The 24907-nt window shown below is 34.0% G+C and carries 17 protein-coding genes and 2 tRNA genes; 7 read left to right on the plus strand and 12 right to left on the minus strand.

The features are described from left to right. Positions 1-16 precede the first annotated feature (16 nt). Positions 17-1309 (minus strand): aminopeptidase P family protein, encoded by a 1293-nt coding sequence (locus ACUN3A_RS08355; RefSeq protein ID WP_445550835.1) that lies wholly within the window; start codon positions 1307-1309, stop codon positions 17-19. A 445-nt stretch (positions 1310-1754) separates the two neighbouring features. Then, positions 1755-3116 carry a hydroxymethylglutaryl-CoA synthase family protein gene (locus ACUN3A_RS08360; protein ID WP_445550836.1) on the minus strand — a complete coding sequence of 454 codons (1362 nt, stop codon included), beginning with the start codon at positions 3114-3116 and terminating at the stop codon, positions 1755-1757. 430 nt (positions 3117-3546) lie between these two features. Here ACUN3A_RS08360 and ACUN3A_RS08365 point away from each other — a divergent pair, with 430 nt between their 5' ends. The 4 genes from ACUN3A_RS08365 to ACUN3A_RS08380 all read left to right on the plus strand — a co-directional run bounded on the left by ACUN3A_RS08365 (position 3547) and on the right by ACUN3A_RS08380 (position 7850). Next, complete coding sequence (locus ACUN3A_RS08365) at positions 3547-4212, plus strand: succinate dehydrogenase cytochrome b subunit (protein WP_445550837.1); 666 nt, start codon at positions 3547-3549, stop codon at positions 4210-4212. Between the two features lie 14 nt (positions 4213-4226). Continuing rightward, on the plus strand, positions 4227-6236 hold the full coding sequence (locus tag ACUN3A_RS08370; RefSeq protein WP_445550838.1) for a fumarate reductase/succinate dehydrogenase flavoprotein subunit: 2010 nt from the start codon (positions 4227-4229) through the stop codon (positions 6234-6236). A 7-nt stretch (positions 6237-6243) separates the two neighbouring features. Next, positions 6244-7005, plus strand: a complete 762-nt coding sequence (locus tag ACUN3A_RS08375) for a succinate dehydrogenase/fumarate reductase iron-sulfur subunit (RefSeq protein ID WP_445550839.1) — start codon at positions 6244-6246, stop codon at positions 7003-7005. A gap of 80 nt (positions 7006-7085) precedes the next feature. Further along, on the plus strand, positions 7086-7850 hold the full coding sequence (locus tag ACUN3A_RS08380; RefSeq protein WP_445550840.1) for an amidohydrolase: 765 nt from the start codon (positions 7086-7088) through the stop codon (positions 7848-7850). Here ACUN3A_RS08380 and ACUN3A_RS08385 read toward each other — a convergent pair. The 6 genes from ACUN3A_RS08385 to ACUN3A_RS08410 form a co-directional block, all read right to left on the minus strand. Then, the gene (locus ACUN3A_RS08385) at positions 7842-9536 is read right to left on the minus strand and encodes an Ig-like domain-containing protein (protein ID WP_445550841.1); all 1695 of its coding nucleotides are present in this window, start codon (positions 9534-9536) and stop codon (positions 7842-7844) included. The genes ACUN3A_RS08380 and ACUN3A_RS08385 overlap by 9 nt on opposite strands. Positions 9537-9772: 236 nt before the next feature. Then, positions 9773-11119, minus strand: a complete 1347-nt coding sequence (locus tag ACUN3A_RS08390) for a DUF5689 domain-containing protein (protein WP_445550842.1) — start codon at positions 11117-11119, stop codon at positions 9773-9775. Positions 11120-11136: 17 nt separating this feature from the next. After that, the gene (locus ACUN3A_RS08395) at positions 11137-13974 is read right to left on the minus strand and encodes a carboxypeptidase-like regulatory domain-containing protein (protein WP_445550843.1); all 2838 of its coding nucleotides are present in this window, start codon (positions 13972-13974) and stop codon (positions 11137-11139) included. 232 nt (positions 13975-14206) lie between these two features. Then, on the minus strand, positions 14207-15421 hold the full coding sequence (locus ACUN3A_RS08400; RefSeq protein ID WP_445550844.1) for an MFS transporter: 1215 nt from the start codon (positions 15419-15421) through the stop codon (positions 14207-14209). Positions 15422-15695: 274 nt separating this feature from the next. After that, a complete protein-coding gene (locus ACUN3A_RS08405; protein ID WP_445550845.1) occupies positions 15696-16739 on the minus strand; it encodes a Gfo/Idh/MocA family oxidoreductase in 1044 nt (347 codons plus the stop codon). A gap of 145 nt (positions 16740-16884) precedes the next feature. Further along, the gene (locus ACUN3A_RS08410) at positions 16885-17952 is read right to left on the minus strand and encodes an NADH:flavin oxidoreductase/NADH oxidase (RefSeq protein ID WP_445550846.1); all 1068 of its coding nucleotides are present in this window, start codon (positions 17950-17952) and stop codon (positions 16885-16887) included. 199 nt (positions 17953-18151) lie between these two features. Between ACUN3A_RS08410 and rseP the strand changes: the two genes are divergently transcribed. The 3 genes from rseP to ACUN3A_RS08425 all read left to right on the plus strand — a co-directional run bounded on the left by rseP (position 18152) and on the right by ACUN3A_RS08425 (position 19764). Continuing rightward, positions 18152-19495: an RIP metalloprotease RseP gene (gene rseP / locus ACUN3A_RS08415; protein ID WP_445550847.1), complete on the plus strand. Its 1344-nt coding sequence runs from the start codon at positions 18152-18154 to the stop codon at positions 19493-19495. A gap of 82 nt (positions 19496-19577) precedes the next feature. Beyond that, positions 19578-19651: transfer RNA gene (locus ACUN3A_RS08420), tRNA-Asn, on the plus strand. A gap of 39 nt (positions 19652-19690) precedes the next feature. Beyond that, positions 19691-19764 (plus strand) — tRNA-Asn (locus ACUN3A_RS08425). Between the two features lie 92 nt (positions 19765-19856). On the opposite strand, the gene ACUN3A_RS08430 is transcribed toward ACUN3A_RS08425, so the two are convergent. The 4 genes from ACUN3A_RS08430 to ACUN3A_RS08445 all read right to left on the minus strand — a co-directional run bounded on the left by ACUN3A_RS08430 (position 19857) and on the right by ACUN3A_RS08445 (position 24882). After that, a complete protein-coding gene (locus ACUN3A_RS08430) occupies positions 19857-21440 on the minus strand; it encodes an MFS transporter (RefSeq protein ID WP_445550848.1) in 1584 nt (527 codons plus the stop codon). Between the two features lies 1 nt (position 21441). Continuing rightward, a complete protein-coding gene (locus ACUN3A_RS08435) occupies positions 21442-22494 on the minus strand; it encodes an HlyD family secretion protein (protein WP_445550849.1) in 1053 nt (350 codons plus the stop codon). Positions 22495-22542: 48 nt separating this feature from the next. Next, positions 22543-23898: a TolC family protein gene (locus ACUN3A_RS08440; protein WP_445550850.1), complete on the minus strand. Its 1356-nt coding sequence runs from the start codon at positions 23896-23898 to the stop codon at positions 22543-22545. Positions 23899-24069: 171 nt separating this feature from the next. Then, a complete protein-coding gene (locus ACUN3A_RS08445; protein ID WP_445550851.1) occupies positions 24070-24882 on the minus strand; it encodes a helix-turn-helix domain-containing protein in 813 nt (270 codons plus the stop codon). Positions 24883-24907: the final 25 nt, after the last annotated feature.

The following is a 24907-nucleotide window of genomic DNA, read 5'->3' on the forward strand; positions in this document are numbered from 1 at the left end:
TATGATAAATGATAAATTATGAATTCATCAAACTTTCGATTTCCTCCACTTCAATCGGAATGTTTCGCATTAAGTTGAAAGGCTCTCCTTTTTCCTGAACAACAACATTGTCCTCTAATCGAATTCCAAAACCTTCCGCAGGGATGTAAATACCCGGCTCAACAGTAAATACCATATTGGCTTTCATCGGCTCATGCAACAATCCATAATCGTGCGTGTCTAAGCCCATGTGGTGCGAGGTTCCGTGCATGAAATATTTTTTGTAAGCTGGCCATTCTGGGTTTTCGTTTTGAACATCGGCTTTGTCGATTAATCCTAAACCAAGCAATTCCGAAGTCATGATTTTACCCACTTCCAAATGGTATTGTTTCCAAAGAGTTCCTGGAGTAAGCATTTTGGTAGCTTCGTTTTTAACTCTTAAAACTGCATTGTAAACTGCTTTTTGTCTATCAGAATAACGTCCTGAAACTGGAATCGTTCTAGTTAAATCACTAGAATAATTGGCATATTCAGCCGCAACATCCAATAAAATCAAATCACCAGCTTTGCATTGTTGGTTGTTCTCTATATAATGCAACACATTGGCATTATTTCCCGAAGCAATAATTGGTGTGTAGGCAAAACCTTTGGATCTATTGCGAATGAATTCGTGAATTAATTCAGCTTCGATTTCATATTCGGTTACATTTGGTTTTACAAATGAAAGCAATCTTCGAAAACCTTTTTCGGTGATATTACAGGCGTTTTGAATTAAATCTATTTCCTCAGATTCTTTAACCGAACGAATGCGTTGTAATATTGGATTGCTTTTGGCCACTTGATGCGCTGGATAGTTGGACTTCCACCATTTTACAAAACGAGCTTCACGAGTTTCTGTTTCAACAGCTGCACGGTAATGTTCATTCGTATTAATGTACATGATGTCTGAATACGTCATGATTTCATTTAATATTTTTTCGAAATCTTGTAGCCAATAAACAGTTTTAATTCCAGAAACTTCAAAAGCGCGTTCTTTAGTCAGTTTTTCGCCTTCCCAAATAGCAATATGCTCGCTGGTTTCTTTTAGAAATAACATTTCTCTTTGGTTCTCATAAGGAGCGTCTGGAAAAAGTAATAAGATGCTTTCCTCTTGATCTACACCCGATAAATAAAAGATATCGCGATGTTGTGCAAATGGCAATGTACTATCTGCAGAAACGGGATAAATATCATTTGAATTAAAAATAGCTACACTATTTGGCTTCATTTGAGCTATAAATTTTGCTCTATTTTTTATAAAAAGGGAACGATCAATTTGATGATATTTCATTTTAAAACGATTTTAGGTATTGAATCTTCAAAAATACTAACTTTTGTAACGAAATTGGTCTTTGTAGTGATTTTTTTAAGGTTTTTATAACGGGCTTTTAATAAAGACAAGAGTTTAAGTGTTATTTTTTTGAAGCAGAAAGATTTGGCATTTTTTGCTGGCATTGGTCCCGCTATTCGTTATAATCTTTTATGCCGAACCCCGGCACAAAAGGATTTCCACTTCTATCGGGGCTAAAGAGAGAAATTTGGTATTTTTGCAATGATTTATTAGCTACAGATTAAACTGATTAAGGCGCATTTTATATCAGTGTAAAATCCGTTGCATCCGTATAATCCGTGGCAACTTTTCTAGTGTAAATCTTAAAAGAAGATACTATTCAAAATGAAAAAGCCACGAAAGATGTAAATCCGTTCGTGGCTCTTTTTATATTATCAAGACAGTATTAATCAACCCATTTATAATAGCGGGCTCCGATTAAATTAGGGATTTCCGTTTCTATTCTATCCAAAACCCATTCGCTTTTAGGTTCTTGAATACTTTGTTTCTGCTCCTTTTTGTGTAGTTTTTCATAAGTCTCAAAATCAATTTCAAAACTATTTTCTAATGTTTCAAAAAGAGCAACATTCGCTACAGCTGATTTCCATTCAGGTTGAATTGTACCCTCAAAAACTTTAGATTTAGAACCACTTCCGTAGGCTAAGAAACCGAATTTTTCGTCTGCGATTTCTTTTTTTGTGTCATAAAAATGAGCCAAAGTTGAAAGTAACCCCATAAAAATGGAACCTGTATATAAGTTTCCAATTAAAGAAGAAGCCAATTCAGCAGGCAGTAATTTTTCGGAAACAAATGTTTTGTAATCATCAGATTTACTGATTTCTTTGAGTTTGTTCTGGTATTCCGAAGCAGTTTCTTCGCCATTTATAACAGGAGTTGAAGCATCCAAAGCGTAAATTTCGGACAACATTCTACGGCCTTGGAAAGCATAAGGTAAATGCATCACAATGCTTTTCCAAGAATTATAAATAGTATTCGAAGTATTTTTTATTTTTTTGAATGAAAAATAAGCCTCTCTAGTTCGGTCCATATAACATTGGTTCGAATATTGACCATCAAAAACAGGCTGATCTTTATGGATCTCGATTTCGCTTTCCAAATTATCAAACCAAGATTCATTGTTTGCGTTACCTGTAATTTCTTGTTTTGAAATTGTTCTGTACGGTTTGAAGAAATCGAAAACACCTTTTGTACTAACACCCCAGTGATTTTCGAAAGTGATAATTCTCGGATTGACAGTAATCAACATCGCAACCGCACCAGCTCCCTGAGTATATTCGCCAGTAGAATTTAAATCATACTTGGCAAAATCAGTAGTAACAACAATTGCTTTTTTGGTTGGATTAAGTTGGACAAAATCAAGACAGTTTTGCATGGCATCAACTCCACCAATACAGGCGAAAGTAAAATCGACCACATCACATTCAGATAAAGAGTTCTCCCCAAATTTTTGTTCCATTAAGGAAATTAAGAAAGAACTAATAGGTTTTGAACTGTCAATAGCACTTTCGGTTCCTACATATATTCTTGCAACTTCATTTAAATTAATATTGTTGTCCTGAATTAATTTGGTCAAAGCATTCGCACCAAACACAACAGTGTCCTGATGAGTATCAGGCAAAGTCATTTTTAACAACCCTAATCCTTTTTCAAGTTTTTCAGGTTCTATATTTCTAGCTAAGGCTAATGTTTTTATAGGTAAATGCAATTTGGCAACATCAAATGCAATAGCGTCAATTCCAGTTTTCATGAATAAAATTTAAAGGGACAAAGTTAAAATTGCTTTAGGGAAATACAATATTTTAAAGACTATAAAATGGTTGTTTTTTAATTTTTAGGAAATAATTTAAAAACCTTGTTTTGTATTATAAGATTGTTAGTTTTTTGGGCTTTTGTCAAAGAAATGCAATTAGTTGTGTAATTTTGATGCTTTTTTGAAATTCAAAACCTGAGTTTGATTGACTAAATTTTAGAAATAAAACCATTTAACAATGTAATCGATTGCATTTTGTTATAAAAACGACCAAAACTACGTATTTTTGTACGTATTTCATACGTATTTTTTAAGTACTTTAAAATGATTATAAATAGCGTGGTAAAATTGTATATTTGGTTGTTATTCTTTCTTAATTAACTTAATTTTGTTCGACTTTTTAAAAAAATAAAATATTTATATCATTATGGCAAAATCTGCAATATTGAAGTCGTCTATAGCTAAAAAAGTAGCAATGGCGCTTTCAGGACTTTTTTTGATTTCGTTTCTATCGCTGCACTTCTTTATTAATTTCGTATCCGTTTTTAGTAAGGATTCATTTAATGCGATGTCACATTTTATGGGTTATAATCCATTAATCCAATATGTTATGCAACCGATATTGGTTGCTGGTGTAGTTTTTCACTTCGTCATGGGATTCGTTCTAGAACTGAAAAATAGAAGTGCCAGACCTGTTGCGTATGTAAAATACGATGGTGCTGCAAATGCTTCATGGGCATCTAGAAATATGATTATTTCTGGTTTGGTTGTGTTGGCTTTTTTAGGATTACATATGTATGATTTCTGGTTTCACGAAATAGTTTATAAATATGTAGAAGCAAATTCAATTGATGAAACAAGATATTATCCTGAATTGGTAGCTAAATTTGAAAGCCCTGTACGTACAGGATTGTATTCTATAGCTTTCATATTATTGGCATTACACCTTTGGCACGGTTTCACCTCTTCATTGCAATCGGTAGGATTCGATAATAAAATTGGAAAGTCTTTGCATAAAATTTGTTATGCTTTTGCAATAATAGTTCCTTTTGGATTTATTTTTATTGCGCTATTTCATCATTTTAATAATTAATATCAATCTATATAATGAAACTAGATTCAAAAATACCAGAAGGTCACATTTCACAAAAATGGACTGATTATAAAGATCACTTACGATTAGTTGCTCCAAACAACCGATCCAAAATAGATATTATCGTAGTAGGAACTGGATTAGCTGGTGCTTCGGCAGCGGCGTCTTTTGCAGAAATGGGTTATAATGTAAAAGCATTTTGTTACCAAGATTCTCCACGTCGTGCGCACTCAATCGCTGCACAAGGAGGTATCAACGCTGCAAAAAATTATCAAAATGACGGAGACAGTACTTTCCGTTTGTTTTATGATACTATCAAAGGTGGAGATTACAGAGCACGTGAAGCAAACGTTCACCGTTTAGCTGAAGTTTCTGGAAACATCATCGACCAATGTGTGGCTCAAGGTGTTCCTTTTGCTCGTGATTACGGAGGAAATTTAGATAACCGTTCTTTTGGTGGTACGCAAGTACAACGTACTTTTTACGCTGCTGGACAAACAGGACAACAATTATTATTAGGAGCTTATTCTTCTTTATCAAGACAAATCGGTTTAGGAAAAATCGATATGTACAACCGTCACGAAATGTTGGAATTGGTAAAAGTTGATGGAAAAGCACGTGGAATCATTGCTCGTAACTTAATTACTGGTGAAATCGAAAGACATTCTGCTCACGCTGTAATTATTGCAACTGGAGGATACGGAAACGTTTATTTCCTTTCTACCAATGCAATGGGTTCGAATGTTACTGCTGGTTGGAAAATTCACAAACAAGGGGCTTATTTTGCAAATCCTTGTTACGTACAAATTCACCCAACTTGTATTCCAGTTCACGGAACCAATCAATCAAAATTGACATTGATGTCAGAGTCGTTAAGAAACTCAGGTCGTATTTGGGTTCCAAAGAAAATTGAAGATGCTGAAGCTATTAGAGCAGGTAAATTAAAGCCAGTTCAAATTGCTGAAGAAGATAGAGATTATTACCTAGAAAGAAAATATCCAGCATTTGGAAACTTAGTTCCTCGTGATGTTGCTTCAAGAGCAGGAAAAGAAGTTTGTGACGAAGGAAGAGGAATTGAGGCTAACGATACCAACGAAGGAGTTTATTTGGATTTTGCTACAGAGGTTCAATCTAAAGGAAGACAAACTGCTTACGCTAAAGGAAATCACAATCCTACTCAAGAAGAGATTCTTACATTAGGAAAAAAATGGTTAGAGGAAAAATATGGTAACTTGTTTACTATGTACCAAAAAATCACCGATGAGAATCCTTATGAAACTCCAATGAAAATTTACCCAGCGGTTCACTATACAATGGGTGGTGTATGGGTTGATTATAACTTACAATCTACTATTCCAGGTTGTTTCGTTGCAGGAGAAGCTAACTTCTCTGACCACGGAGCTAACCGTCTAGGAGCTTCGGCTTTGATGCAAGGTTTGGCTGATGGATATTTTGTATTGCCTTATACAGTTTCTGATTATTTGGCAGATGATATTCGTACTGGGAAAATCTCTACAGATTTACCAGAATTCGTAGCTGCTGAAAATAGTGTAAAAGATCAAATCAACAAATTCTTGTCTAATAATGGATCAAAAACTGTGGATCATTTCCACAAACGTTTAGGTCACATTATGTGGAATAAAGTAGGAATGGGTCGTAATGAAAAAGGATTAACAGAAGCTATCGAAGAAATTGCTACTTTAAAAGAAGAATTCTTCAAAGAAGTTTATGTTCCTGGTAGTTCAGACGAATTGAATCCTGAATTAGAAAAAGCGCTTCGTGTTGCCGATTTCATCGAATTAGGACAATTAATGGCTATGGATGCTTTGCAACGTAAAGAATCTTGTGGAGGTCACTTCCGTGAAGAATACCAAGATGCCGAAGGAGAAACACTTCGTGATGATGAAAACTTCAAATTTGTTGGTGCTTGGGAATACAAAGGATACGACATCAAAAATGAAGAGCTTCACAAAGAAGAATTGAAATACGAGTTTATTAAAATAGCCGCAAGAAATTACAAATAAAAAAATTATGAGCGCAGCAAAAAATATCAATATAACCCTTCAAATTTGGCGTCAAAAAAACTCCAAAGAAAAAGGAAAAATGGAAGCATACAAATTAAATGATGTTTCTACGGCAAGTTCGTTTTTGGAAATGCTAGACCAATTGAACGAACAATTAGTAAACGAAAGAAAAGAACCAGTAGCATTTGACCACGATTGTCGTGAAGGAATCTGCGGAATGTGTTCTTTGTATATCAATGGACGTGCACACGGACCAGATACTGGAATCACTACTTGCCAATTGCACATGAGAATGTTCAACGACGGAGATACAATCGTTATCGAACCTTGGCGTTCTGCAGCTTTCCCTGTAATTAAAGATTTAATTGTAGACAGAACTTCTTTTGACAGAATTCAACAAGCTGGAGGATTCGTTTCAGTAAATACTTCTGGAAATACTATCGATGCGAATGCAACTCCTATTAACAAACAAGACGCAGATAAAGCTTTTGAAGCTGCGGCTTGTATTGGTTGCGGTGCTTGTGTAGCAACTTGTAAAAACGGTTCTGCTATGTTATTCGTTGGAGCAAAAGTTTCTCAATATGCTTTATTGCCACAAGGAAGAATCGAAGCTACAGACCGTGTATTGAACATGGTTCGTCAAATGGATGAAGAAGGTTTTGGTAACTGTACCAATACCGGAGCTTGTGAAGTAGAATGTCCTAAAGGAATTTCACTTGAAAACATCGCTCGTATGAACAGAGAATATCTTTCTGCAAGTTTGAAATAGTACTTCAATATAGTTTATATCAAAAACGTCCCGAGAAATTGGGACGTTTTTTGTTTAATAAAATTGAGTAATTTTATAGTATGAAAATTACGCTAATTCAATCCTCCTTATTCTGGGAAAACCCAAAAGTCAACCGAAATTATTTCGAAGAACAAATCAATGCCATTTCTGAAAGCATTGATTTAATAGTTCTACCCGAAATGTTTACTACAGGTTTTACAATGGATCCATCAGCAGTTTTTGAGACGATGCAAGGCGAAACGGTTTTGTGGTTACAATCTTTGGCAAAAGCCAAAAACACAGCCATTACTGGAAGTTTAGTGATTAAAGAAAATAATAATTTCTTTAATCGATTGCTATTTGTATTTCCGTCAGGTGAAATCCAATCTTATGACAAAAAACATTTGTTTACGTTAGCAGGTGAAGATGATGAATATACCGCTGGTAGGAACAAATTAATTATCGAATACAATGGTTGGAAAATTTGCCCTTTGATTTGTTATGATTTGCGTTTTCCTGTTTTTTCTAGAAATACAGAAGATTACGATTTATTGATTTATGTTGCCAATTGGCCAGAAAAAAGAATTTCCGCTTGGGATACTTTATTAAAAGCTCGCGCTATCGAAAACATGTGTTATACTATTGGCGTTAATAGAGTTGGTCAAGATGACAACAAATTTGAACATAATGGACATTCCCAAGTAGTCGATTTCTTGGGAGATTATATCTTGGAACCAATAGAAACCGAAGGTGTTTTTATTGTTGAATTAAATAAAGAGGAATTACTTTCGGCTAGAAAAAAATTCAATTTTTTAAATGATCAAGACTCTTTTATTCTAATATAAACTCATATCGGATTTACTTTTTTTATTGTCTTTATCGTCTTTGGATTTCTTCTTTTTGACTTCTGGAGTATACGGAACACTTAGGTCAAAGGTCTCTTGCCAATCAAAATTAGCATGAAGATCTATACTTTTAGAAAAATAAACAACCTCTTCTGCTTGACGTTTTTCTTTATAGCTTCCAGTATCCCATTCTTTATTTTTATTGTCGTCATAAATTGCCCGAATACCATAAATACTTGGTTCAAGTAAATTAAATTCGATTTGTGTTTTCTCTTCAGTATATTCGGTTGCTTTTACTACCTCTCCTTTATCATCAGTTAATTCGATTATAACAGGAAAACGTTTTACATTTTTTAAAGTGAGAATAATATTTCCGTAATCTGAATAATTTTTAGTAGCCGTTCTAAACGACAAAGTATCATTTGGCTTTTCAAAGAAATCAGTAACGGCACCTGGCATCATCTTGAAGTCATATTTCTGTCCTTCTTCGATTTTAAAATCAATAAATAATTGTTGATTAAATTCATCATAGGCAGTTGTAAAGGCTACTGCAACTGAGTCTTTGTTTATAAGTTTCATTTTAGTTTTGTCGAATTTGACTAATGGCAAGCTCGATTCTAACGTAAATCGATCTCTAAAACCCAAAGAACCAGCCTGAAGAGCTTTAATACTCAAAGTATCCGCTTTTTGTTTTTTAATTTTAAAAGTATAATCTTTTGTGTATTTATCTTTTGTTATATTCATAGAAAGCGAATCCACTTTTAAAGGTTTAAACCAAACCTGCAGGGAGTCTTTTTTGTCCATTTTAGTAATTATAGCAGGGACAATTTCATCATGATTTTTCAAAGTAAGCTTGGCTAATTCTCCATTGCTTTTTGGATTCCCTTCATAACCAACAATTAATCTATTTCCGGAAGCCTGGCTAGGTTTGTTAACTTTAAGAGGTAGTACTTCCTTAAACAATTCCAATTCAAAAACAGTGTCATTCGGTATTGTTACAATTTGTTTATTAAATCCTATTAGATCTGATTTTGGGTTGAATTTATTATTGTTATTATTGTCTTTCATAGCAACTAGAAAATATTTTCCAGCTTTTAAATTCTCTAATCGAAACGTTTTTAAACTATCTAATGTATTGGTAATATAACGCGGGTTTTCTTTATAGACAGTAGAATCATTAAACTTTTCATTCGCTTCATAAAGCATAATCGAAATAAAGGAAGCTACTTCTTTTGCATGAGCGTCTTTTACCCTTCCGCCAAGAGCTAATGAATCAACATAATCACCTGTAGAAAACACATATTTAAATTGATTAAAAGGATTTCCTTCATTGTTGTCTTCAATACTTTGCCCAAAATTCATACTATAAGTCGTATCTGGAGCCAAAGTATCGTTGATGGTGATCGTTATCGTTTTAGTTGCAGTAGTCGGAATGATTATCGGTTCATTCTTCATCGGAGGTGAAATAATCAGTTGCTTATTTATATTTTTAAGCTTGACATTTTCATCAAAAGTTAGTTTGATTTTATTTCCATGAAATTTAGTAGCATAATTTTCTGGGTAACTAGATTTTAATGTAGGTGCAATGGTATCTTTCAAACCACCAGTAATGGAGCCTCTTTTTGCACAACTTATAAAAAAAATCAAAAGCAAAAAAGGAATATATTTAAAATGTTTTTGGAACATAATGCGCTAAAATTTGATTCTACAAAATAACAATTATATTTACTGTAATCGAAATATTTTGCCGTTTTATTAAAAACAGAAGTTTAATTATTGATTTTAGAAACAGAAACATCAGGCATTTTCAAAAAAGCACCAATCCTCTTCATATTATCTCTTTAGCTTTTTTGAAATTATCTAATCACTAATCTTACTCCTGCTATTAAAATAAAAACATTGAATCTTGATTATTAACCGCTTTATTTATCTCCAAAAATCTGAATATCATCTACTTGAAAAGCTCCATCCAAAGCGGGGTCTTTAGCTGATCCTATATATTTGAAAGCGATATTTATTTTCCCTGTATACGATGATAAATTTACTCCTCCTGAACCTACAAACTGATACCAAGGTGTTGCCTGATTAGGTAAAACAACTTTAAGAGGAATCCAAGTAGCTTTGGCAATACTTAAACCATCAAAATTTTTAGATATATAAACTTCTAATGAATTTAAGGCAGAATCAACATCCAAATGATGTTGAGCCGTTCTAAAAACAAGCATTTCATTCGTATGCAAATCCATATCTATTTTAGGAGAAATTAACCACGCTATATTAGAAACTACTGTTGTTCCTGTCGTATTAAACTCGGCATATCCATTTCCTGCATAAACGGTTCCCAACCAATATTTCGTTCCTTTTTCGACTAAATTTGTCCAACCTGGAAGGTTTAATTTCGTATTTGTTTCTACACTTTGGAAATTTTCAAAAAAGAAAGGTATTGCTGCAGTTCCAGTAAGCACAACATCATTTTCTGACCTTGCTAATAACTGATAATCTGAACCAAACTTAGTCAAGACTCCTCTAACTTTTCCACTTCCATTTGGTACAATTTTATCAGCGAAATCAGCAAAACTACTCGTTCTAAATAATACTTGATTTCCTAATTTATCCATCAAACTCCAATTGGTACCTCCCCCAATATCATTCGATTCTTCATAATAATGACGACCGACAGCATCATTCTTAAATTGCACTCCCGATAACTCTACCAATGTATTGATGTTTGAATCATTCAACAAATCGGGTATTGAAATTGGACGAACGAATTTTTCCTCTTCCAAAATTGTACAAGAAGCGTTTAATACATTTTTATAATCGTTTGGAGAAATTCGACCAACTCCTCCTTCATTATAGGTGTTAACATAAATAGATCCAATCCTCATTCCGCCATAATAAAAATCTGTATACTGATCTTTCATTTTAATGTATACTTTGCTTCCTAGTCTAAAATCAATATAGGTATTCGAAGCATCGACAGGAACACTAAAACCTATTGATAGTGCAGTTTTTGTTGCCAAAGTTTGAAATGAAATGGTCTTAAAAAAATTCCCTCCTTCATCACTTGAAACGACATAAGCTTCTATAATATCATCATATTTATATTGGGTTACTATCGAACCCGTACTAGAACGAATCTCTTCAACAGTACGATTTACTTTTAAATCAGGTTGAGTACATGTTAATTTTGGCACATTAAATTCCTCCGCACAACTACCAAAAATCATGATAATTCCCATTATAACAATGCTAATTTTTAGCTTCATAATCTTTTACTTAAAATTTATAAATTGACATACACATTCACAAAATAGGTTCTCCCGTATCCATAAAAATATTTGTTTCCAAAATTGGGTGTTCCACTGGAAACATCTTGATTGAGTTGTCTGAAATTGGCATTCCTCGCTTGCTCGTACCCTCCTGTTTTATACTTCAAGTCTAGAACGTTATTTAGCGTTGCAAAAAGACCGATGTTCTTACCTTTTACTTTCCATGATTTTCCTCCAGAAATATTTAATAAAGTCATGGGATCAAATTCTTCTTGTGTCAATAATTCCCTCGCTCTTTCTTCTGAAGCTTCTGGAAAGTTAAAACCGCTTTCTGGATTTTTATAAAATGTGGCTGTTCTGGAAATTGGAGAAATATCTATGAAACTATTCGCCAAATAATTAATATTGGTACCAATCCACCAATATTTAGGATCTCTATATTCGATTCCTAAAGCATAAGCCTGTTGTGGCATTCCTGCCTGATGGTAATTTTTTAATGTTGCTTTTCCAAAATCAAATACTGGTATGGGATTTTCGGCTGTAGCCTGAGCATCATTGGTTATGGTAACATTGGGATTGCTATTATAAATATATTGACCATAGGCTACCGAAAAATTAGCCATTATTGTTGTAGTTAATTGATGCTGTACACTCAACTCGGCACCTAAATTTTGCTTATCCAAATGCGTTAATGTTTGACTTACAAAAGCATCGGTATTTGCATATCCAGCTCCGTCATCAAATATTCCTTCGGCATAAAAGAAAGAAGTTTGTGTGATATTTTTTATACTGGCGTAAAAAAGAGAAAAACGGGTTTGCCATTTTGGAGTCCGGAAAAAATAACTCGCATCCAAACTATTAATCGTTTCATTTTCTAAACCCGCTACAACAGAATTATTTAAACGAGAATTAGGAAATGTATTTCTGATCGTTGGCGCATTGGAAAGATACGCTCCGTTAAAATTGAGTTGTTGTCTTCCCGAAATTTTAAACAATATTCCACCTTTAAAACCAAAATTATCAAAATGAACTTTTTGACTTTTCCCCAAAGAATTGGTGGCATAAATTCCATTTTTGTACAAACCTTCTCTTTGATAATTGGAGCTTATGAAATTTTGTGCCAAATAAAAATCTACTTTATCATACGTAAATTTAAAGTTGGTAAAAAGATTTAAACTATTCGCCAGATAGTTAAAATTGTATCCGTAAGTCTCGCCTTCCACTACTTGTCTATTGGGATTATTCAAATCTGACTGCGCCTGATCTCCATTATAAAACATGTCAATATCATCAAAATACAAGCCTCCCAATAAATCAGTCAATTGCTGGTAATTGTGAGACTTTAAATAACTGAAATAACCGCCTGCAGTCAAATAAAGATTTTCGCTTACTTGTGTATTAAAGGTTGAATTGGCTGTTATCGTTTGGTCGTCTGTGCGATCTTCATACAAAACATAATTACTCTTACTAGGAGTATAACCAGTTATATTACCATTCGCATCCAAAACCGGAGACTTATTGGCATAATATAAAGCGTTCCAGTCAATTTGATTATTAGCTAGAAATTGTTGTTCACTTTTCTCAGCATTTTCATAATCAGGTGTAAATGCTCCTGAAAACTCTCCATTATCTTTTGCATAAAGTGAGCTGTAATAACTTGGCATTTTTCTATAATAAGTTGGATCGGGACTATTTGCATTTTGGTAGTCAATATTGCTGTTGGTAATTTTGCCAAATTGATAGGTCAAGCTTGAATTTAAAGTTGTGTAATCATTAATTGTGTAAAAATGATTCAGCATCAAGATAGGTTCTTCTATGGTTTTTATTCTGGCATTTCGTTTTTTACCATCTTGCCAGCCCCAATATGAATTGTACTTTTCACTAGTTAATTCAGTAACTTCTGCTGTATTTGGTGAGTTTTTGGCTCTGGAATTGGGCGTGTAAAATCCAGAAAAATTTAAGGAATGATGGTCGTTTATTTTCTTTTCCACACTAATAAAACCAGCTATAGCATTGTAATTGGTTCCATCAAAATAGGCTTCCTCAGCCCATCGATTTCCTGCCGAAACTACAAATGCCCAGCCTTTATTATTCATTCCTGAAGCATAAGTTCCTGTCATTCGCCATGAATAATTCGTATTAGTTCCCGAAAAAGAAAGTATCGTTCCTGGTCTGTAAATGGAAGCCCGAGTATTGATTTGCTGTGTCCCTAAAATGCCGCCAAAAACATAATCCGAAGGAAAAGAGCCAACTGTAAATTCCTGATTCCGAACCGCATTATTCAAACCGCTCCAATCGCCCCATTGCGAACGGCCATCAAAGAGTTTATTCATCGTAACGCCATTAATAGTTGTGGTGGCATATTGGCTGTCCAATCCTCGAATTCTAAAACGAGCTTGTCCCCAATTGAAAGCGGCCGCTTGTTGAAATGCATCTCTAGAAGATTGTAATAATCCCGAAGTGCTTTCGGAACCGCTGTTGTCATCGCTCAAATCACTTTCAAGAAGCGTGATTAAGCCCGTTTGCTGTTCAACCGTTTGATTGTCTTCCATTGGAATTACTCCCAAATCAAGCATTTGGTCTTTGCTAATTACAATTGAAAGCAGTATATCTTTAAAACCCTGACTATGCAAAAGCAATAATTGATTTCCTGATGCAACAGCATAAAAACTAAAAACACCATCGTTTGATGTGAGTTGCATCAACTGCGTGTTTTCAATCGAGACTACTACATTTTCTAATAGTTTTTGAGTTTTAGAATCAATAATTTTTCCTTTAATACCTGTTGGTTTTTGAGCAAAAACAAAAGTCACTTTCCATAAAAAAAGCATTCCTACCAAACATTTCTTCATACCTATTTTGTAAACAATATGGAATAGGTCATGACAAAACATAACAAACCCAAGAATTAAATTCGTTTAAAAAAGAATAAAAAAAGTTTTGGAAAAAAAATTATGTAACATTCAAAATTAAATGTGGTATTTTAAAAATCTATCGAATAGAAATAACTTTCGACAAAAATTTAAATACAAATATAAGAAAAAAACTATTTAAATAAATTAAATAATAATTATTGTACTACAGTTATTCGCTAATCGCTTTGATACGACCAACCATAAAAGCAATGAGAACACCGAAAATTCCAATAAAAGCAAAAGAAAAGCGCAAACTTGATAGTTCGGCAATATGACCAATAACAGGTGGTCCCATCAAAAAACCAAGGAAACTTACACTTGAAACAGTAGTTAAAGCTTCGCCTGTTGGTATCGTTGGGTGTTTCCCTGCAATACTATACAAAGTAGGAACTACGGTAGAAACTCCTAACCCTATCACCATAAAAGCAATCATAGAAGGTATTATATAAGGAAATGCAACCGCTGTAAAAAAACCTGATGAAATCATAATTCCACTAATTTTCATTACCGTTTTTCGACCATATTTATGAATCAATTTATCACCAAAAAAACGACCACTTGCCATCATAATCATAAATGAAGTGTATCCTAAAATGATTAAAGCACCAGGAGCTTTGACAATATCTTTAAAAAACACACCACTCCAATCAAACATAATTCCTTCACTAGCCATGCTACAAAAACCAATAACTCCGAGTAAAACTAAAGTAGTATCCGGTTTACTGAATCCTTTTTTCTTCTCAACCTTAATAGTTTCTTTGGCCTTAATCAAAAATTTAAAGTTAAAAGCAATCAATAAAAATGCGATGAAAGCCACTATTAAGAAATGGGTATATGTAGTGAGCTGCAATGCTAACATTCCCAAACCTACCAAGGCACCAGTAAATCCTGCCAAACTCCACATTCCGTGAAAGGAAGACATTATGGTTCTTTTGAAAAGCCCTTCAGTATAGACTCCTTGTGTGTTTACAGAAATATTGGTTAGGTTCCCAAATATTCCAAAAGCATATAATCCAAGAGCCAGTTGCCATGCATTTTGAGCTAAACCCAAATTGGTTAAACTCACAGCATACATCAAAATAGCTAAGGGCAAAATGCGATGACTGCCAAAACGGGTAACTAATTTACCTGAAAAATACATCATGGTAAGCTGTCCGACAGGCAATGCAAAAAGAATTGTTCCTAATTGACCATCACTTAAATTTAGTGCAGATTTTATAGTTGGAATTCGGCTTGCCCAAGTAGCAAAACACAAACCCATAGCGAAATAAAACATCGAAACTGCCCAACGAATCCTAAGTAAATAGGAGGCTTTTGCATCTCGATAATTTTTCTTGTATTTGCCTTTGGCTTTATACCATCCTATAAAATTGAAGTACTGCAAACTTTTTTTATTTAAAATTGAATATGCAAAATTACGAAATCAATATGTTTCTGCTTTGGTATTTTATTTAACCTGCTATAATACAACGTTATTGTTTATAAGTTTAAATCAAATTATTACTTTTTGAAGCGTAAAGATTTGGTTTGAACTTTTTCGGAAAAATTATTAACTCGATTTGCTTAATCAACAAAATCTGCGTGACACTTTTGCACGCAGATTTCCGCAGATTAGGCAGATTTTTCTAAACTCAAATCCTTAAAAGCTTAGATAAAATTTACAAGTTGATTACTTTCTTCTGCTCATTACTTTGAAAAGTTGCTTCTATAATCCGCATTACATTAGCGCCGTCTTTTGCCGTTACAGGTTCAGGTAAATCATTCACAATTGACTGAAAAACACCATCAAAATAATCGTAATAATTCCCTTGAAGCGTTGGTACTTTTTCTTTTATGAGTTTACCGTCAATTTCGGTGTGTAAAAACCCTTCATTTCCATTTTGCTCCGTTCCCCATGTGGTTAAATTTGGTTTTTTATTCAATTTCAATTCATCTTCCTGCACATCGCCACGGGATTTTAAAAAAGAACCTTTCTTACCGTGAACAACGTATGAAGGATTGGGTTCTTTCACAAAAAAACCTGCTTTCAAACGCACTCTCAAATCAGGATAAAATAGTAAAAGATCCAAGTAATCATCCACAACTGAATGTTCTCTCGTGATACGGATATCAGCAAAAACAGCATCTGGAAAGCCAAACAAATACAAGGCTTGATCAATTAAATGCGGACCCAAATCTTTCACAATTCCTGATCCCGAATTAACAGTTTCCTTGTGTGCTTTTGGACTCAAAATCGGATTGTAGCGATCAAAATGAAACTCGGCTTCCACGATTTCGCCTAATAACTTTTCATCGAGAATTTTCTTCACGGTTTTAAGATCACTGTCCCATCTCCTATTTTGGAAAACGGCTAATTTTAATCCTTTTTCTTTTGCCAAAGCTTCCAATTCCTTAGCTTCGGCAACATTTGCAGTAAATGCTTTTTCGACAATAGCATGTTTTCCAGCCAGCAACACTTTTTTGGCATATTCAAAATGAGAATCAATAGGCGTATTTACAACAACCAAATCTATCGACTCATCCTCCAAAATAGATTCTAAACTAGGGTAACTTATAACTTCGGGATAATCTTCCTGTATTAATTTTTTACTTCTTTCCCATGAACCCAAAAGTTCAAACCCTGGATGAAGTTCTAGAAAAGGAGCGTGGAAAACTTTTCCAGACATTCCGTAAGACAAAAGTGCGGTTTTTATTTTTTGCATTTTTTTATTTTTAAAATCTAACATTTTTTTTACCGCAAAGTGCGCAAGATTTTCATCTTTTTATTTGTATCTCGCAAAGGTCGCAAAGCTTTGCGTTCCTTGCGATTTTCAAAAAACGAAACCTTGCGCACTTTGCGGTTAAAACTTATTTTTTAGCTCGTTCGTATTGTTTTGGCCATTGAACATCAACTCCTAATTCGTGTGCGAAATCTAAACCAATATTAGGATTTCTAAGCGATTCTCTAGCAAACAAAACTAAATCTGCTTTACCACTCGATACAATATCTTCGGCTTGTTGAGAGGTTGTAATCAAACCAACTGCTCCAGTCAATATCTTGGCTTCTTTTTTTATTTGCTCTGCAAAAGGCACTTGGTAATTTGGCCCTAAAGGAATTTGTTGGTGCGAAACCAATCCTCCTGAAGAAACATCTATTAAATCGATTCCTTTTTCTTTTAAAATTTTCGACAATTCAATCGATTCTTCGATATTCCAGCCCCCTTCTGCCCAATCTGTGGCAGATATTCTCACCAGTAATGGTAATTCTTTTGGCCACTCCGATTGTACTGCACTGAGAATTTCCAATATCAAACGAATTCTATTTTCAAAAGAACCTCCATATTCATCAGTTCTTACATTTGATAAAGGTGATAAAAATTGGTGCAATAAATAACCATGAGCACCATGAATTTCTAATACTTGATATCCTGCAAGAACCGCCCTTCGAGTTGCTAATTTGAAATCGGTTATTACTTTTTCAATACCCGTTTTATCCAAAGCTGTAGGAGCTGGTTCATTATCATGATAACCAATAGCGCTTGGAGCAACTGTTTCCCAACCTCCTTCATTTTGGGCTAATTTTTTGTTGCCCTTCCAAGGTGCAGAAACACTAGCTTTTCTACCAGAATGAGCCAATTGTATTCCTGGAATAGCCCCTTGACTGATAATAAATTTAGTTATAGATTGCAATTTTTGGATATGTTCGTCACTCCACAAACCCAAATCTTCTGGAGAAATTCTTCCTTCGGGAGAAACTGCAGTCGCTTCCTGAATGATTAAACCAGCACCGCCTGTCGCACGACTGCCAAGATGTACTAAATGCCAATCATTGGCAAAACCATCTTCGCCCGAATATTGGCACATGGGTGAAATTGTGATTCTGTTTTTAAGTGAGATGCTTTTTATCTGTAGTGGAGAAAATAATTGTGAAGGCATAAATACAATAGATTAATGTTTTAAATAAAAGTGTAATAAAACATGATTTATATTTAGTAAAGTTATTGCACTGCATTCAAAATAAAAATGAAAAATAGATTAATTAACAAAGTTTTAAAGAGATACCGAATATTATTAGGCAGATTATAAAATAGAAAATAGTATTTTTGTCCGTCATTAAAGAACCGAAAATTAAAAAATGGAAATAATTATCAAGCTTTCTCAATTTCTATTGAGCTTATCATTACTTATTATACTTCACGAATTAGGACATTTTATCCCTGCTAAATTATTCAAAACCAGAGTTGAGAAATTTTATTTATTTTTTGATGTAAAGTATTCACTATTTAAAAAACAAATTGGTGAAACCGTATACGGTATTGGTTGGTTACCACTTGGCGGTTATGTAAAAATATCCGGTATGATTGACGAAAGCATGGACAAAGAACAAATGGCTTTGCCTGCACAGCCTTGGGAGTTTCGTTCTAAACCAGCTTGGCAACGTTTGATAATCATGTTGGGTGGTGTAACGGTAAACTTTATACTTGCTTTCATCATATATATAGGAATGGCTTTTGTTTATGGTGACTCGTATATTGCAAATGCAGATATGAAAGATGGTCTTTTGATAGAAAACAAAGCCATGATTAATGCTGGATTCAAATCTGGAGACAAAATTGTTGCTGTAGATGGAGAAAAAATCATCCGTTTTGATAAAGAGATTAACGGTAAAGTTTTGATAGCTAAAGAGGTTGTTATCGAAAGAAATGGCGTTGAACAAACTATAAAAATGCCACATGATTTTGTTGATCAATTGTCTAAAGTAGAGAAAGAACCGTTAGCTACCATTCGTATCCCATTTGTTATTGGAAACATCGCCGATGAATCTCCAAATAAAAATCTTAAACCAAAAGATATTCTTTTGTCTTTAAATGGTCAAACTACAAAATACCTTGATCAAGCCAAAGTCATTTTACAAGACAACAAAAACAAAACGATTACAGCTTTAGTTTTAAGAGATCAAAAAGAAGTACCTGTAAACGTAAAAGTAAACAATGAAGGTAAATTAGGCGTTCAATTGGGAGGTTTAGGTCTTGATTCTCTTGAGAAATTGGGTTACTACAAAATCACAACACAAAAATACAGCTTTATGGAATCGATTCCTTTTGGTATCGAAAAAGGAAAAGATCAATTAGTTGGATATGGAAAACAATTAAAAATGATTTTCAACCCAGAAACCAAAGCATACAAACAAGTAGGCGGTTTTGCGGCTATTTATAATATTTTCCCGAGTTCTTGGAGCTGGGAAGTTTTTTGGAGCATCACAGCCATTTTATCAATTATGCTTGGCGTGATGAATTTATTGCCTATTCCGGCACTTGATGGTGGTCATGTAATGTTTTTATTGTTTGAAATTGTTAGTGGCAAAAAACCAAGTGACAAATTTTTAGAGAATGCTCAAATGGTTGGTTTTGTATTGCTTATCAGCCTATTGCTTTTTGCTAATGGAAATGATATTTATAAAGCGATTGTAGGCAAATAAAAAAGATTGTTTTTTTTGCTTTTTTTGTTTGCTACATTTAAATTTAATCCTATATTTGCACTCGCTAAAAAGAGCAACAACTTCCTCCTTAGCTCAGTTGGTTAGAGCATCTGACTGTTAATCAGAGGGTCCTTGGTTCGAGCCCAAGAGGGGGAGCAAACTTTTTTTAGCAAACATACATACCTTTAAGGTGATTCCTCCTTAGCTCAGTTGGTTAGAGCATCTGACTGTTAATCAGAGGGTCCTTGGTTCGAGCCCAAGAGGGGGAGCAAAAAAGACTATCAGCAATGATAGTCTTTTTTTTGTTTATAACATTTTGCGAACATTCTATTATTTAGAACATATTTTGAATCACTAAATATCAACTGATCCAAATCTTTTTCTTAAACAAGTGAAGCGTTTGTTTTAAATGCTGATTAAAGCCAATTAAAACAACCAAGACTACCAAAACATATCCCATAACGGTATAGATTTCCATATTTGACAACAAAGTAGATTGTTTGGCAACTGTGCTAAAAACCTTTTTCAAGGCTAATGCATTAGAGTCATCCACAGAATATCCTTTTGACATAAAACTTTGCATTGTTTTAGTTATTGTTTCCTGAGCTTCTGCGCTATTATCTGTCACAAACTGGCTTAGTTTTAAAAAATGTTTTCCCTTTAAGAAAGCCGTGGAATTCTGCATAATGCAAAAACCAATTGTACTTCCCCAAAAGCGCCCTAAAACCCCAACAATTCCAGATGAAGTCATCAATTTTTTTGGAACCGCCGTTACTGTAAACAGAACTAATGGCACAAAAAGAATTCCGACCGCTATTCCTTGTAAAACATAAGGAATAATAATATCCGATAAAGAAACATCAGGCACAAAAAGAAAGGTAAACCAAAAATGAAAAATCGCCAAAAGCGTAAAACCTATCATAAAAATATATTTTGTAGGCATCGATTTCATTAGAAAAAAAGCGGCTAATATCAATCCGATTACGTTTCCAAGTCCGTTTATATATTGCACTCCAGCAACTCTTTCCGGATCCCAATTCCATATTGAAAACATCGCACTATGACAAAGACCTAGAGTTGCTCTAGCGATGTAAAAAATAAAAAAAAGCAAAAAAGCAATTCTTAAATTAGCATGTCTGAAAACCTCAAAATCAAAACTTGGTCTTTTTAACAATCGCTGTCTAAAAATAAATAAACCACCTGTAATCAAAAATAACATAAAAGCCCATATCATTTCTGGAGTTTCAAACCAATATTTTTTTTCAGCATAAACAAAAAAATAAGCTCCCGTTAAAATTGAAATCAGAACCAAAACATAACTCGTTAAATCGACCTGATACAAAGGAATTTTCTTTGTGATTCTGTGCCCTTTGAAGGTTATCATTATTAAAAAGACATTTAATACCTGAAGCATTCCTGAAACATATAACATGTATTTCCAATCGTAATGATCCAAAAACCAAACGCCAATATTCATGATAAAAGGCGTAGCCAATAAAAGAGATCCGTAGTAAAATGAAAATCCAATTATAATTCCATTTTTAGACCCAAACTGTTCGACTAATAATTGTCTGAGTATCAAACAAGGCAGAGCCATTAGGATTCCTTCTGCAATTCTTAAGATAATAAAAACTGAAAAATTGGTCACATACGAAGAAGAAACTATGGTCACTGCAACGAGAATATAAATCGCAATTAAATAGCTTTTTGGCGGGAAGTAATTCGAAAATCGGCTTTCGATAAGAATTGTTGCCAGCAAAGTTCCATAAGTTACGCACATGGCAAATTGCAAATCTTCGGGTTCAATATCCAAAAAACTTGCCGCATAAGCAACGTTTGAACTGTAAACACCCAACAAAATCATGGAATGCAGCAAACAGACAAACAAAACAGTTATGACTGCCCAATTGGGAACCCAGGATTTAAAAATACTCTTGTCTTCCATTTTAATGGTGTTCAGCAATAACCGTTATATTCATTCCGGCTCTTAAAAAATCGGCTTGCTTATCTGTATTTTTTAATTGAATTCGAACTGGAATTCTTTGTTCAATTTTTACAAAATTTCCAGTTGCGTTATCCGGAGGCAGCAAAGAAAATCTCGCACCGCTTGCAGGAGATAATGATGTAATAATTCCTGTAAACTTGTTATCATTTAGTGCATCCGCTTTTATTTCTACTTCCTGACCAACCGTTAAGTACTGCAGTTGTGTTTCTTTAAAATTGGCAGTAATCCACTTCTCTTTACTAACAATCGAAAGCAATGACTGCCCTTCTTTTACCAATTGTCCCGGCTGTAAAGTTCGTTTTCCGATCCACCCGTCATAAGGCGCCGTGATTATTGTGTACGAAAGAAACAATGCTGCATTATCGGCTACGGCTTCTTTAGACGCAATTACAGTCTGCGTTGTCGGAACATTTGCCTGAGCTTGTGACGTGCTCAAATTTGCCGACTGAATTCGGTCTCGCATTTCATGATAATGTGCCTGTGCCGATTCGTAATCTGCTTTTACTTTTTCCAATTGCTGAGATGTTGCAGCATCTTCTTTTACCAAAGCATTATATCTGTCGAATTCTAATTTGGTTTTCCAAAGATTGGTTTTTGCTGACTCTAGTTGCGCTTCTCCAATGATTGTTGTACTTGCTGTTGTAGCTACATTTTTCTCAGCAACAATACTACTTTGCTTTGCACTTTGAACATCGGCCAAAGCCACATTCAATTTTGATTTGTATTCTCTATTATCAATTATAACCAAAGTATCTCCTTTGTGCACAAACTGATTTTCTTCAAAACGAACTTCTTGAACATAACCCGTAATACGCGACATAATAGGCGTTACATATTGCTCGACTTGGGCGTCATTAGTTTCTTCATGGTTTTTATGAAACACATAAAACCAAATTCCTAATACTATACCGCTTGCAACCAAAACCGAGGCAATAATTGTTATAATGATATGAAACGACTTATTTGCTTTAGTTTCATTTTTAATCTTTACCATACACTTTATATCTTTTCTATTTCTAATCTCTATTTTCTAACTTCTGTCTTAAATTCCATTTGGCAGCATTCCCGCTGTGTGAAGCAATTCATAATATTTCATTACAGCATCAATTCGGGTTGAAATTTTATTGTATTTAGCCTGCAATAAGGCGTTATCAGCATCGACCATTTCGGTGATTAAAACCAGCTGATTCAGGTATTTTAGCTTTACAATACGGTAATTTTCATCGGCCAATTCTAAAGCTTTATCAACCACTTTAAACTTTTCTATGATTTCCTGATATTGAGTATGGTTTTTATACAATTCATCCTGAACTTTATCTTTTATGATGCCAGACTGCATTTCCTGCCATTGAATTTGTGTAGTTACTTTTTGAACTTTTGTTTTGTTTTTATACAATCCCGAAAGATCAAAACTTGCTTCAACACCCACTTGCCCTAAAGTATATAAATACGGGTCAGGAGGGAAAAACATATAGTTTGGATATTTAAAATTATAATTCCCGAAGAACTGAATACTCGGATAATTATTTCCTTTGACAAGATTTAATTCGGTTTTTTTGATGGCAAGTTCCTGGCTTGAAATTCGCATTTCTTCATTTTGCAAAGCGTTATTTAAATACATTTCGTATGGATCTAAACCAGGCGTTTCATCAATATTTGCCGTTGTATCAATTGTGATTTCATCAGGTTCCGGCAATTGAAGTAAGGTTTTAAAATCATGAATCGCAATTTTGATGTTTTTTGAATTGGATAATGCATCAAGTTCTCGGTTCGAAAGCTGTAGCTCTGCTCGAAGAACCTCATTTTTAGTTACAATTCCGTGCTTTTGCATCGACTGCACTTCCTTTAATCGGTTTTGCTCTTCTTTGATGTTCTCTTCAATAATTTTTTGAAGTTGCATCATTTTATAAATTCCTAAATAAGTACCAATAACCTCCAATTCTATATCATTCTCAGTTTTCTCCTTTTTTATCTGAGCAATCTGATTTTCCTGATTTGCAATTTTAATCGCATTATTGATTTTGTTTCCAGCATAAATTGGCATTTTAAAAGAAGTTCCAACATCATAGATTTCAGGAATCGTATGAGTAACCTCTTTTTCTTTTAAGAAACCGCCTTTAAACTCGGTTAAATTGGTAATTCTGGAATATGCACCGCTCAATTCAATTTCAGGCAATCGAAGATTTTTATTTTCTTTGATGTTTTCTTCAGAAAGTTTTACTTCGAGTTGAGATTTGAGAATATTTCGGTTATTCTCTTTGGCAATTTTAATCGCTTCGTTTAACGAAATCGACTTTAATTCTTGCGCTTGTAAAATAGTAAATCCCAACAAAAACAAGGTAAAACAAGTTTTTTTGAAGAAATACTGTAGTGTGAAAATCTGTTTTTTAAAGAACATGACGACATAAATAAATTATGGTACAAAGTTCCTTTATTTTTTTATTGACTGATAATCATAAAAAGTCAATAACATATTCATTTCGGACAGATTATGTGTTTTTTGAAATTAACGATAAAACTTTAAGTAATTGATATTCAGATTAATATTAAAAAATTAAATTCATCGTATTTATAAAATATTTTCTCCATTCAAATAATCCGAAGGCCGTTGTCCGAGAATTTTAAAGAACGTATTACTAAAAGTCGGCACACTGCTATAGCCTACTTGCTGTGCGACTTCTTTGACTGAAAGCTTTCGTTCAAGCAACAGTTCAATTGCTTTCAAAATTCTCCTGATAGTATAATATTGAATAAATGACATTTTGAGATCTTTTTGAAACAAGCGATGCAAAGAGCGTTCACTAAATCCAAATTTATTTGCGACAACTGCAAACAAAATCGTTTCCCCGAGATTATTTTCAATATAACGCAGGATTTTAGCTAAACGAGCATCTTTTGGCTGTGGTAATTCTAATGGTAAATTCGTTAAACAAATTTGTGGCAATATGGCTTTTATGGCTTTTGCAATCACAAAATTGGGACTATTTTTTTTTAAATCGCCATTCCATTGGTTGGTAAAAAGCATCATTTGAAGCAACAGATTATTCACCGGATAAATACCTTCGCTTTGATAAAAAGTGTCTTCGCCTTTCTCCACAGGAAAATATAAATTTCGCATCATCACATTTTCAGACTTTGGATGAATGCTGTGCTCAATTCCGCTTGGAATCCAAATGAAATGTCTTGCTGGCAAAAAATACGTTTTAGTTTCAGTCGTTACAAAAACAACATCACCCTCAGCATATAGAAATTGAGCTTTATTGTGTTTGTGTGTCGGGATAAGTAATTCCCCCATCAAATCATGATGGCAATAAATGCTTTTTTTATCGGTATCAACTTTTTTGATGTAATATTTGTCGAATTGGTGCTTGGAGTCTTCCATTGAAATACTAATAAATATCGAAAAA

It is taken from the genome of Flavobacterium sp. WC2509, assembly GCF_052683105.1.